Source organism: Micromonospora sp. NPDC001898, from assembly GCF_042891255.1.
Classification (GTDB): domain Bacteria; phylum Actinomycetota; class Actinomycetes; order Mycobacteriales; family Micromonosporaceae; genus Micromonospora.
This window is the reverse complement of record NZ_JBIATC010000008.1, coordinates 230,113-242,266: the sequence shown is the minus strand read 5'-3', so window position 1 is coordinate 242,266 and position 12,154 is coordinate 230,113. Positions and strand designations below refer to the sequence as shown.

Annotated in this window: 13 protein-coding genes; 11 read left to right on the top strand and 2 right to left on the bottom strand. The window is 66.8% G+C overall.

What is annotated here, in order from left to right:
- Window positions 1-344: 344 nt before the first annotated feature.
- Both ACFYZF_RS19820 and ACFYZF_RS19815 read left to right on the top strand, forming a co-directional pair.
- Window positions 345-1,478 carry a hypothetical protein gene (locus ACFYZF_RS19820; protein WP_387022738.1) on the top strand — a complete coding sequence of 378 codons (1,134 nt, stop codon included), beginning with the start codon at window positions 345-347 and terminating at the stop codon, window positions 1,476-1,478.
- Between the two features lie 98 nt (window positions 1,479-1,576).
- Complete coding sequence (locus ACFYZF_RS19815; protein WP_387022735.1) at window positions 1,577-2,596, top strand: bifunctional oligoribonuclease/PAP phosphatase NrnA; 1,020 nt, start codon at window positions 1,577-1,579, stop codon at window positions 2,594-2,596.
- Between the two features lie 87 nt (window positions 2,597-2,683).
- Here ACFYZF_RS19815 and ACFYZF_RS19810 read toward each other — a convergent pair whose 3' ends face one another.
- Both ACFYZF_RS19810 and ACFYZF_RS19805 read right to left on the bottom strand, forming a co-directional pair.
- A complete protein-coding gene (locus ACFYZF_RS19810; RefSeq protein WP_387022732.1) occupies window positions 2,684-3,379 on the bottom strand; it encodes an HAD family hydrolase in 696 nt (231 codons plus the stop codon).
- Complete coding sequence (locus ACFYZF_RS19805; protein WP_387022729.1) at window positions 3,376-4,242, bottom strand: GntR family transcriptional regulator; 867 nt, start codon at window positions 4,240-4,242, stop codon at window positions 3,376-3,378. Before ACFYZF_RS19805 ends, ACFYZF_RS19810 begins: the two co-directional genes overlap by 4 nt.
- 437 nt (window positions 4,243-4,679) lie before the next feature.
- Between ACFYZF_RS19805 and ACFYZF_RS19800 the strand changes: the two genes are divergently transcribed.
- The 9 genes from ACFYZF_RS19800 (at window position 4,680) to ACFYZF_RS19760 (ending at window position 11,961) form a co-directional block, all read left to right on the top strand.
- Window positions 4,680-4,922: a DUF6284 family protein gene (locus tag ACFYZF_RS19800; protein WP_387022726.1), complete on the top strand. Its 243-nt coding sequence runs from the start codon at window positions 4,680-4,682 to the stop codon at window positions 4,920-4,922.
- A gap of 27 nt (window positions 4,923-4,949) precedes the next feature.
- A complete protein-coding gene (locus ACFYZF_RS19795) occupies window positions 4,950-5,276 on the top strand; it encodes a hypothetical protein (protein WP_387022723.1) in 327 nt (108 codons plus the stop codon).
- On the top strand, window positions 5,273-5,470 hold the full coding sequence (locus tag ACFYZF_RS19790; RefSeq protein ID WP_387022720.1) for a hypothetical protein: 198 nt from the start codon (window positions 5,273-5,275) through the stop codon (window positions 5,468-5,470). Before ACFYZF_RS19795 ends, ACFYZF_RS19790 begins: the two co-directional genes overlap by 4 nt.
- Entirely contained in the window at window positions 5,467-6,321 is an 855-nt protein-coding gene (locus ACFYZF_RS19785) for an ABC transporter permease (protein ID WP_387022717.1), read from the top strand. Before ACFYZF_RS19790 ends, ACFYZF_RS19785 begins: the two co-directional genes overlap by 4 nt.
- A gap of 94 nt (window positions 6,322-6,415) precedes the next feature.
- On the top strand, window positions 6,416-8,596 hold the full coding sequence (locus ACFYZF_RS19780; RefSeq protein ID WP_387022714.1) for an FtsK/SpoIIIE domain-containing protein: 2,181 nt from the start codon (window positions 6,416-6,418) through the stop codon (window positions 8,594-8,596).
- 146 nt (window positions 8,597-8,742) lie between these two features.
- Window positions 8,743-8,982 (top strand): hypothetical protein, encoded by a 240-nt coding sequence (locus ACFYZF_RS19775; RefSeq protein ID WP_387022711.1) that lies wholly within the window; start codon window positions 8,743-8,745, stop codon window positions 8,980-8,982.
- Entirely contained in the window at window positions 8,979-9,278 is a 300-nt protein-coding gene (locus ACFYZF_RS19770) for a hypothetical protein (protein ID WP_387022708.1), read from the top strand. The genes ACFYZF_RS19775 and ACFYZF_RS19770 overlap by 4 nt, the downstream gene beginning before the upstream one ends.
- Window positions 9,279-9,466: 188 nt before the next feature.
- On the top strand, window positions 9,467-10,399 hold the full coding sequence (locus ACFYZF_RS19765; protein WP_387022706.1) for a bifunctional DNA primase/polymerase: 933 nt from the start codon (window positions 9,467-9,469) through the stop codon (window positions 10,397-10,399).
- Window positions 10,396-11,961 (top strand): hypothetical protein, encoded by a 1,566-nt coding sequence (locus tag ACFYZF_RS19760; RefSeq protein ID WP_387022703.1) that lies wholly within the window; start codon window positions 10,396-10,398, stop codon window positions 11,959-11,961. Before ACFYZF_RS19765 ends, ACFYZF_RS19760 begins: the two co-directional genes overlap by 4 nt.
- The last annotated feature ends 193 nt before the right edge of the window (window positions 11,962-12,154 follow it).

The window sequence follows — 12,154 nt, the reverse complement described above, 5'->3', positions numbered from 1 at the left end:
AGAGGCGTATTTTACTGCGGTTCCGATTAGGGCTTTAGCCATATACACACAGCGCTATCAACCTCAACGGGCTATAGAGATTGCACTGCCAGATTGGAGCCTACGTCAGCGCCTAATGCGAACTGCACGGATTGTTACGGTGCTCGGTGCAGTTGCTCTCGGCTCAACCGCGTTGGGAATCTTGATCCCTCTCTCTTGGGGCCGACTGGGCGCAGCCATTGGGGTGGTAGGATCCATCGTGGGGATTATTGGGTTCGTCTGGGATGCCCAGAAAAAATACGGAGGGCGGTAGATTGTCAGCAGAGCCGGGACCGGACCATGTTATCGAGCGCGATGAGGGTTTCTTGAGGGAAGCAATGGATGGAACCAACGAGAAAATCGCGGATTTCCTGTTCGGATCACTCGGCCAACTAATACGAGGCAAGGAAGACTGCCTAGTTCTCTGCGGCGCGGACACGAATGGCGCCGTAGCAGCATATTTGCTAGAGCGCCTCTTTGCGGAGTTGCGCCCAGGAGTTAAGAGAATCTACAGGGCAGTCCAGCAATCGGATATTGATTTAGAATGGCTGCCGCCCTTGATTCAAAACCATCCTCACATGCTAGTCTTGCTACTCGACCCGCCTTTCCCTCTGACAGCGGAGGCGCAAAGCACGCTCGCGAACGTCGAGGGTATGGTCATCGGCTCACGAGTAAAAAAGATCAGCGAATCAATGATTAACGGTGGCCAAGCCCTTGCAACCGCACCTGGGCACTGGCCCGAGGCATTAGATTCTCATCCCGCGTCGATCGAGTTGGCCCTGTTGACGCGAGCGTCGGGCCTATCGCTGTCCGATTTGGAGAAGTTGTACGTTGGAGCCGGTGCTGTTTCTGCAAATGAATACCGATATTCCAGTCTTCACACCTCGTCGATAACGATTCTGGGTGGCGCACAACAGCCTCCTCCCGTTGAGCAAGTGAAGATTCTAGCCGACGGCATCGACATCCACCTTGGCCGTTATGGTCGTCCAGATCTCGAACGAGCCCTTCGCAGCCTTCAGAGTGCGTCCGCTACGATCAGGCTTGATGAGGGGCTTCGCTTGATACACAGCACCCTGGAACTGACGGCTGCTCGACAGGCGAGAGAAGAAGATATCACCAAAGGACTCGATTATGTTGAGGTCCGAGTAGGAGATGGTGCACTAGTTTGTGCGACATTGCCTGTTGAGTCTGACTGCGTCGACTCGGTCGCGCGTATCGCGGCCTCCCGCTACCCGAACCATCTTTTTGTTTTGTCGTCGCCAACTGCTAGCCATGCAAGCATAGTGGTAAGGAAGAAGGGCAAGGAAGCTGGGTATTTTCTAGCGCTACTGAACCGGCAGACCCACTTTTATACCCCCAGCGTCGCTGGAATTTTGGAGAAGTCGGCCTGGGCCATTGTTCCGTCTAATGAGATCGCGATGTTCTGCGATTCGCTGGCGAGTGCCTATCGACAGATCTAGCCACAGCCACCCAAGCCCGATGCAAGTCCGATGCAAGTCCGTTGAGGCTTAGAGACCCGAAGTCTACTGGAACCATAACACTTAAAGGAGATTGTCCCATGACGGCCGACTCAAAACGGCGCAAACCGGGGGAGGGCGATTGGACTTCTGTAGTTGAAGTACTCATCCAAGCCGAGCGCGTGTCTCTCGCGGCACATATTAATCCAGATGGCGACAGCCTTGGATCCGCAATCGCTTTAGGGCTCGCCTTGCGCGCACTCGGCAAGGACGTCTGCGTTTCGTTTGGCAATGACCCATCCATAGTTCCCACGTCGCTCTCTTTTTTGCCTGCGCTGGAGCTCGTCGTTTCGCCGGCAGATTTCCCAGAGCGGCCAGAAGTGCTTGTCGTTCTCGACACAGCTAGCCGTGACAGGATGGGATCGCTTGCCAATCGTATAGATACCGCCAAGGCGGTAATCATCATCGACCACCACGCAACCAATCCGGGATTTGGCACATACTCGCTGATCGATAGTGAAGCAGAAGCCACTGCTGCAATAACCGAAGAACTTCTTACCCGGCTTGGTGTAGATCTAACCAGAGACATCGCGACGGCCCTCTACGCCGGCATCGCCTCCGACACTGGCTCCTTCAAATATCCGAACACAACATCAAAGACTCACCGACTTGCTGCAAAATTGCTAGACGCGGGAGTGCAGCAGGATGTGGTAGGCCGCCACCTTTGGGATATGGCGTCGGTCGGATATCTCAAGCTTTTATCGGTTGTGTTGGCTGATGCTCGACTAGAGGCTGACGCGGCGGGCGGGTTGGGGATAATCTGGACGACAGTCAGGCGGAACGATCGCGATCGCTTTGGTGTGGCTATGGATGCGACAGAGGGAATAATCGATATCGTTCGAAAAGCCAGAGAGGCAGAGGTTACTATTGTATTCCGGGAAGATGACAAGGGTCTTTACCAAGTGTCACTGCGTTCTAATGGCCGTTTGGACGTCGGGGCGGTATGCACAGCACTTAATGGCGGCGGCCATCGACTAGCTGCCGGATTCACCGCACACGCTGGGCAAGAAAGGGCGTTGATGCGGTTGAGGCAGTTGCTGGAAGGCTTCGAGAAGGCTTGAGGGCGCTGCTTTGATAAGCAGATCAGGCATCTCACGCCAGAGGGCAGCTAACCTACCAATCCTGCAAATAGCCGATGGCTTATTAGATCAACCGCGGGGCCGTTCAATCAGGACGCCAGCTATCTCGCCCATGCTCGTAACCACCACGTCCGGCCCAGCGGCCCGAAAGGTCTCAACCTTGGCAGGCCGATTCGCGTAGCCGATCACTCTCACTCCGGCCGCCCTCGCTCCGCCGATGTCTGAGAGCGAGTCGCCGACCAAAACGCACCGATTCGGCGGCTCGCTGAGGACGCGCACGGCTTGCAGGATCGGCTCGGGGTTGGGCTTCATATGGGCAGGGTCGGCATGCGCCCGACCGACCACCGGTGAGACGTACGCGGCGAGCCGGTGCGCTGCCAGGTATGCGCTCACCGCACCGGCTGAGTTGTTGCTGACCACCGCCACCGGCAGCCCGGCCTGCCGTGCAGCCACGATGACTTCCCGGCCGTACGGCGTGGGTTCGGCAGTCTCGACAGCCCGGCGCTCGGCCGCGCAGAGCGCGTCCTCTACCGCCCGCGTGACGTCCTGGTCGCCGGCCGCGCCGGTGCGGCGTAGCACCTCTAACGGGTCCGGCTCGCTGGCGAGATCCGGCGGCACGTGGACGCCGTGACGCCGGAGCACGTCGACCAACTCGGCGGCCACCTGCGGTGCGGGGTAGCCGGCGAAGACGCTGCATATCGGCCCATCGAAGTCGAGCAGGACTGCACTGACCCCGGCTAGCAGCCGTTCAAGGTCGGCGTTCATCCGTCGTACCGGTAGGCGATGGTCGACCACACCGAGTCGAACCACTGGCGGGACGCTTCCACGAACTGCGTGCCGTGGGAGGCGTCGTCATCGGTCACCGCGTAGTGGAAGAGCGGCACGTCCTTGCCCATCAGGTCGTAGATCGCCATGGGCTCACCCTTGATGGAGACGGTGCGCTCAACGACCGGGTAGAAGCCGTAGAAGACTTCCTCGCCGTTGAGGATGTAGAGCTTGAACAGCGGGGATGCCCGGTGCATCCGTACCTCGACGGTGGTCGACCGGATCAGGCCGAGGTCGCCCAGCTCGGTGACCTGGTCGATGATGCCGTCCGCAGCACGACGGGTGATCCGCTCCGCGCGTTCGCGTACGGCCGGATCATCGGCCTGAGTCTCGGCTCGCGCTGGCAGCGCCATCGGCGCGGTCATGTCGGAGATCAGGACTCGCACAGCGATCGTCTCCGGCGCGAGCCGTCCGACACGCACCATGTCGAGAGCTTCGGCGAGCGCGTCGCGCAACGTCTCGCCCGAGAACCCGGCGAAGTCGATGGTGACGTGGGGCCGCTCAAACGCGGCTTCGATGTGTGGGCGTAGCTCGACGGCCCGTTGCGTCTGGGCGCGGACGAACGCGCCGCTTCCCTGCCGGGACACGATTAGCCGCTCTGCCCGGAGCAGGTCCAGGGCGCGTTTGACGGTCTCCCGCGCGACGCCGTAGCGGGCAGCTAGTTCGGGCTGTGACGGCAGCTTGTCGCCGGGGGCGAGTCGGCGCGTGAGGATGGCGGCCCGCAGCTTGTTCGCGATCTGCTGTGACGCCTGTTTCGGGTCGTCGGGGTCCAGCTGGCCGAGGAAGTCGAGGTCTTGGCTCACCCGTCCACCGTAGCTCTGACTAGCCAAGTTGGGAAAGTTTGCCGCGCACGCTTGACCTGACTAGCCAGGAGCACCTACCTTGATCTCATCGCACCTGGCTAGCCAGGAACGACAAGCTGGTTGGTTGTCGGCGTCGGCGTTGCGGCTTCGGCTGCGGGTTCGCGTACGGGCTGCCGCGCGCAGGTTCATTGAGAACTTCACAGCAGAAGCGCCGCGTAGATCCGTCTGCGGTAATCCCGCCTTGAGCCACACGGTGGTCGACCCCGGTAGGTCCCGGGCGAGCGGGCCGAGCGGACGGGTCCGGCGCGCGGCTGAGCTTCTGCCACTGATTCCCCCCGCCCGGGTGGGTGTCGCGCTGTTCCGGCGTGCCCCTGCCCTGGGCTTCTCTCTCGGGTCCGGACTGTGTCCGGCCCTCATTCCGGAAGGAACCGAACGACGTGATCGACAACCACGATGACCAGGGGCCGTCCGCCGTCGACCTGGCCGCGATCGAGCAGGAATGGCCGCTGATCGCGGCCGAACTCGACGTGCTCGACGCCGAGATCACCCTGCTCTACGCCGAGGACCACGGCGGCCCGACCGTCCTGGACTGGCGCAGGTTGCGCCGGGCCGAGTCCCGCGTCACTCGCGCCGCCGCCGACCTGGCCACCGGTACCACCGCCCCGCGCCGCGTCGCCTGACACCCACCACCGGAAGGAGTCCCCCCTGTGAAGACCCCGCCGAGCATCCTTGTAGTCCTGTTCACCGTCGCCGACGCGATGGCCCGTAACGCGCTGCCGCTGCCGGTCAAGGTGGAGGCGTCTGCCGCGTACGGGCTGGAACTGAACCTGTCCACGCACACGGAGTTGCGCCGCTGGGCTCGGTACATGCGCCTGCCCGTCGAGCAGTGGAACAGCCAGCCCTACCAGCACGACGACGTGCCGAAGGTCCTGACGAACGTGTACGGCGAATGGCGCGGCATCCGGGTGCGGCTGCACTGCTGCGAGCCGACCACCGACACCCCGACCGAGTTCCTGACGACGGCGGCCCGATGACCGTCACCGACATGTTCTCCGCCGTGATCCTGCCGTGCTGCGTCTGCGACCCGGTGCGCTGCGCCACCGACGACACCGGAGAGCACTGCATCGACCGGTCGTGCGGGTCCTGCCTGCACGGCTGCCCCGCCCCCGACGGCGAATGCTGCAACACCCCCACCACCGAGACGAGCCGAGAGGACGGCACCCGATGACCGCTCCCACGATCAACGGCACCACCTACCCCCAGCCGGTCGAGGACCTGTTACCCGCCGCGCGCAAGCTCACCCAGGAGTTGGAGGGGCTGCCGTCGCGGAACCGGCTGATGAAGCAGTTCCGGATCGGCCCGAAGAAGGCCAACGACCTGTTGTCCCTGCTGACCGACGAACGGAACCGGCAGGACCGGGTGGACACGCTGCACACGGCGATGGTGGTACGCGGCAGCCTCGCCGACCGGCCGATCCTGTTCCCGACCGACCCCACCCCGGACCCGGACCCCACCAGCGCGGACCCGGACACGCCGCCGCCCGCCGAAGAGTCCGCCCCGGACCCGACCCCCGCCCCGCCAGCCCCGGCCGTCGAGCAGGTCGAGCAGGTGACGCCGGTCGAATACCCGGACACCAACATCACCCCCACGCCGACCCGGCGGGCGGTGGTATGGCCCGTGATCCTCCTCGCGCTGCCCGCGTTCGTCGCCATCTGGGGCGGCTGGGTCGGACTGGGGAAGCTGACCGGGTTCGGGAAGGTCAACCTGTTGCCCGGCATCGGGGACGGCTGGGTGGTGGACACCGCGATCACCCTCCCGATCGGGGTGGAGACGTACGGCGCGTTCGCCCTCTACGTGTGGCTGTCCGGCCGCGTACCTGCACGGGCGGCCCGGTTCGCCAAGTGGTCCGCTATCGCCTCACTGCTGGTGGGTGCGCTCGGTCAGGTGGCCTACCACCTGCTCATCGCCGCCGGGGTCACCTCGGCTCCGTGGTGGATTACCACCCTCGTGGCCTGCCTGCCCGTGGCCGTGCTCGGCATGGGCGCGGCGTTGGCGCACCTGGTGCACGCCGACCACTAGCTACGCCCGGCGGCACAGCACACGGCCTAGGAAACCCGCTGTGCCGCCGGCCCCCTACCCGATCCCTGACGGATCAGTTGGAGGAACCACCATCATGACTCCCCACAACCCTGATGACCGCTTCGACTGGCAGGCAGCCGAAGCCGACCTGAACACCACCGGCCCGGACGCCGACGTGGTCGACCTGGACGCCGTCCGCGCCGCCCGCACCACCACCGCCGGCCAGGCCGGCGACGACGGCCGGGTGTTGGTCGACTCGCCCGCCGCGCAGCGCGCTCTGCGGTTCACCCTCACCGACGTCCGCGCGGGTCAGCGTCGGCCGATCCTGCCCGGCTGGCTGCGCTCGACCGATGAGCTGCGCGACGTGATGCGGTGGGCCGTTGGGCACCTGCTCCACACCACCGCCTACCACCTCGTGCGGGTGCCCAAGTACCTCGGCAAGCTCGCGTGGCGTGCCCCGGTCGGCGCGTGGCGACTCATCTCCGGTGCGGCCCGGTGGCTGTTCGACTGGGAGGGTGAGCCGCTGCGGCAGGCCACTGCCCGCACCAACGACGCCGAGGAGTACCTGAAACTGTCCCGCCAGCGTGACCGGCGGGTCCGGTGGCGCGGCATCGTCGCCACCTTCGCCCTCTCCCTCGGCCTGGCCGGTGGCGTGGGCATGTTGTGGACACCGACGTGGGCGCAGTGGGCCGTCCCGGCGCTGTTGGTGACCCTGTGCGGCATGCTCGGCCAACCCGCCGACAAGCCCCTGTTGGATACCGCCGTGGTGGTGCCGCGCGTCGCTCGGCTCACCTCCGACGTCGTGGTGCGCGCCCTGGCCGTGCTCGGCATCGCCGGCATCAACCAGGCCATAGCGAAGCAAGGCACCAAGGCGATCGGGTTCACCGCGCCGATCACCCGCGACGGCCCCGGCTGGCGGGCCGACATCGACCTTCCGCCTGGCGTGACCGCCGGGGACGTGATCGAGCGGCGTGACCGGCTCGCCGCTGGTCTCACCCGCCCCCTCGGCTGCGTCTGGCCCGAGGGCATGCCGGAGGTTCACCCCGGTCGGTTGATGTTGTGGGTGGGGGATCAGGACATGGCCACCGCCCGCCAGCCGGCATGGCCGCTGATCAAAGCGGCCGGGTTCGACCTGTCCCGGCCGGTGCCGTTCGGCACCGACCCGCGCGGCCGGATCGTGGCCTTCGACCTGCCCTACACGAACGTGTTGATCGGGTCGATTCCCGGCTACGGCAAGACGGCCGCGATTCAGGTGCCGATCCTCGCCGCCGCCCTCGACCCGCACGCCGAACTGTGGTGCTTCGAGTTCAAGGGCACCGGGGGACTCGACCCTCTCGCGAAGGTGGCGGCCCGGTACGGGTCCGGTGCCGACGACGACACCGCCGAGCAGGGCCTTGAAGCCCTGCGAGAGTTGCGCAAGGAGTGCCAGCGCCGCGCCGCCGTCATCAAGGGCCTGCCCAAGCAGGTGTGCCCGGACAACAAGGTCACCCCCGAACTCGCCCGCCGCAAGGGCCTCGGTCTGCACTGGCTGGTCGCCGCGTTCGACGAGATCCAGGAACTGTTCTCGCACCCGGAGTTCGGCAAGGAAGCCGGTGAACTCGCCGAGAAGGTCATCAAGCTGGGCCGCGCCCTCGGGGTGATCCTGCTGTTCGCCACCCAACGCCCCGACGCCAAGAGCCTGCCCACCGGAGTGTCGGCGAACGTGGGCACCCGGTTCTGCCTGCGGGTCATGGGCCAGCTCGAGAACGACATGGTGTTGGGCACCAGCGCGTACAAGAACGGCGTCCGGGCGACCATGTTCACCCGCAAGGACAAGGGCGTCGGCTACCTGGTCGGCGCGGCCGACGACGCGCAGATCGTACGTACCTTCTACGTCGACGGACCCACCGCCGAGAAGATCACCGACCGGGCGCGGCTACTGCGGGAGCAGGCCGGAACCCTCACCGGCCACGCCATCGGGCAGGAAACGGTGACCCCGGCGGCACGGCGAGACACCCTGCTCGACGACATTCTCGCCGTGGTCCCGGCCGATGAGCCGAAGGTGTGGACGGAGATCCTCGCCGAACGGCTCGCCGAGGCGAACCCCGACGCGTACGCCGACCTGACCCGCGATCAGCTCACCGCCGCGTTGAAGCCGTACGGCATCACGACGGGGCAGGTGTGGGGCACCGACCCGACCACCGCCAAGGGCGCCAACCGGCGCGGCATCGACCGCTCCCACGTCGCCGAAGCGGTAGCGGAGCGTAACAAGCAGCGGCGGGACAAAGCGGCGTAAGCCGGACAGCGATCGTGGCTAGGTCTAGCGGCACCCTCCGCTAGACCTAGCACCCCCGCTAGCAATCCACACCATCCCTGGCCAGTGCCCTAGTTCCTAGCGGCGACGGCCGTTCGCGCCCTGAAAACGGCCTGTGGAGGCATCCCGTGACCCCCATCGTTCTGCTCGCTAGCCTCGCCACCCTCGGTTACGCAGCGTGGTACCTACTCCTGTGCATGGTCGCCCCGTGGAAGCGATGCGACCACTGCGACGGCACCGGCCACCACCGCACGATCATCGGCACCCACCGCGAATGCCGCCGCTGCGACGGCACCCGCCTACGGGTCCGCACCGGCCGCCGGATCATCGAGCACATCCGCGACGAGTACCGGGCAGGCCACCAGTGACCCGCCGCCGCACGGCCGACGGCCACACCGGGTGGTGTGCCCGTGACCACCGCTGCAACCTCACCGAACACCGCTCCCCGGAGATCCTGGTCGACCTGCCCGGCGCGCGTGCCGTGCTGACCCGCGTCCGCACGGCCGCCGGCCGGGACCACGCCGAAATCCGGGTGCGCGTCGCCCTGGCCGTCATCGAACCCGCCGCCCGCCGCCAGTTGGCCGGGCTGCTCGTCGATGTGCGGCACACCGTGACCCGCGCTGCTGTCGCCGCTCACCCGTGTCCGAGGAACACCGCGCGGTGACCGGTACGGCCTGCCGGCACTGGATCGGTACGGCCGCCCGCTACTGCGACACGGCGCAGGGTGTGCGCCGGTACCTGCAAGGGCCTCGCTGCCCGGCGCACACCCCCGCCGCCCTGGCCGGTCGCCCCGAACCCGACTCGACGTCGATTCATCCGCCCCCGCCCGCTCCCATCGAACGGAGGCACCCCATGCCCGACTCTGGCCTGTTGGCTACCGCTCTCGAACACGCCGCCCGTGGCTGGCACGTCTTCCCGCTACGCCCCGACGACAAGCGACCCGCGTTTCCCGACCACCCCGCCGACCGGTGCACCCTCACCGACCCGCGCTGCCGGGCCGCTGGCCGGCACCTCGGCTGGGAAGACCGCGCCACCACTGACCCGACCCGTATCCGCCGGGCCTGGTCGACGCGCCCCTACGGCATCGGCATCGCGTGCGGCCCGGCCGGTCTGATGGTGGTCGACCTCGACACCCCGAAGACCGACACGGACACCCCACCCCCGCCGTGGGCCGATGCGGCCGATGGTGTCGACGTGCTCGCCGCCCTGGCCCACCAGCACGGCGGCACCATCGAACCCACCTACACCGTGACCACCGGCCGGGGCGGGAGCCACCTCTACTACCGGCACCCCGACACCGGGCCGGCGTTGCGGAACACGTCCGGGTCGCTCGGATGGCTGGTCGACACCCGCTCCCACGGCGGCTACGTCGTCGCCGCCGGCACCACCGTCACCGGACGCCCCTACGAGGTGGCGTTGGACGTCGACCCCGCCCCGCTACCCGCATGGCTCGCCGGACTGCTCACCCACGCCCCGCGACCCGCACACCGCGCCCCGGTGGTGACGCTGCCCGTTGACCGGCACGGCGCGTACGTGGCTGCCGCGATCCGCCGCCAGCTGGCCCACCTGACCGCCGCCCCGAACGGTCAACGCAACCACGCCCTGTTCGCCTCGGCTGTCGCCCTGGGGCAGTTGGCCGCCGGGGGCGCCCTCACCGACGCCGACGTGACCGCCGTGTTGGAACCCGCTGCCCTGTCCATCGGCCTCCAGCCGGGCGAGATCACCCGCACCATCGCGTCCGGTCTGCGGGTCGGCGCGCGTCAACCCCGGAAGGTCGCCGCATGACCACCACGCCCCGCCTCCAGGTTGGTTCAGCACCCGAAACCATCCGCGTCCTCAAGGCCGCACTCACCGACGGCGTACTCCCCGACACCTACGTGTCCGCCGGGTCCCTCGTCCACATGGAAGCCGTCTCGGGCGGGTTGACCACCGCCGCCGACGACGACTCCCCGCTCCCGGTGGCCGCGAGCACGCTCACCCCAGCCGGGCTGGCGGGGTTGCTCGCCGAACACGCCTACGTCTACCGGCTCAAGACCCGCAAGAACGAAGCCGGTGACCCGGAACTCTTCGAGGAAGAAGTGACGCCACCTCGGGAGATCCTGTCGTCCGTGCTCGCGGGGAAGACGTGGCCGAACGTGCCGCCGCTGCGCGGGATCATCGGCGCTCCGGTGCTACGCCGGGACGGCACCTTGTTGCAGCGGCCCGGCTACGACCCGGCCACCGGCCTCTACCTCGCGTCGAAGGTCGCTCTCCCGCCGGTGCCGGACGAACCCACCCCGGAGCAGGTGGCCGAGGCGCGTACGTTCCTGCTCGGCCGGTTCCTGCGTGACTTTCCCTGGGCCAGCGCCGCCGATCGGGCGAACTACGTGGCCTTGTTGGCGACGCCGATCCTGCGGCACTTCACCCGTAGCCTGACGCCGTTCGCGCTGATCGACGCCACCATGCCATCGTCCGGGAAAACGATCCTCACCGCTGGTCCCGGCATGCTCTACGGGCAGCGGGTCATGACCTGGGCCTACTCCGACGAAGAACTCCGCAAGTCCATCACCGCGGTTCTCGCCGAACAGGTCGGCGTGGTCATCTGGGACAACCTCGCCGAGGGAACCGTCATCGACTCCGCCGTACTCGCCCAGCTCGTCACCAGCGGCGTATGGTCCGACCGGCAGCTTGGCGCGTCCCGCAACGTCGCCACCGTCAACGACCGGCTATGGATGGCCACCGGCAACAACCTCCAAGTCGGCGGCGACATGGCCTCCCGCACGGTGCGGGTGCACCTCGACCCGAACATGCCCCGCCCCGAACTGCGCGACCAATCCGGGTTCGGCATCCCCCACCTCGACCAGTGGATCACCGACCCCACCAACCAACTCACCGTGCTGTGGCACCTCCTGGTCCTCGTGCTCGACTGGACCCGCCAAGGGGCACCACGCGTCAGCGGGTTGTCGATGCGGCAGTTCACCCCGTGGGCGCAAGCCCTCGGCGGGTTCCTTGCCCACCACGGCATCGACGGGTTCCTCACCAACGCCGCCGACGTCCGCGAGATCGACGAAGACGAAACGCGCTGGCGCGCGTTCCTCACCACCTGGCACGAACGCCACCGTGGACGGGCTCTGACCGCCGCTGAACTCCGCAAGGACGCTGAGCCCATGCAGTTGGGCAGCGACGTCCACGACCCGTGGGAAGGGCAGTTCATCACCACCCACGCCGGACGCCTCCCCAACCCGCTGCAACTCGGCAGGCTCCTCACCGGGCAGGCCGGACGCTGGCGCGGCAACCACGTCATCCGGGCCGGCAAACACGAACGCGGCAACCGGGCCGTGTTCTGGGTCGAGCAGCACGACGGATGAAACCCGCTGAACCATCTCGGCATCTCGGCATCTCGGCAGAATCAGCCCGCTACCAGGGACAACACTCTGCCGAGATCCCACCGGCCGATCGGTATCGATCTCGGCATCTCGGCAAGCCATCTGCCGAGATGAACGCCGGTTGCCGAGATGGAACAGCGAACCCTAAACGATCTCGGCAGACGTTTCCCCAGGC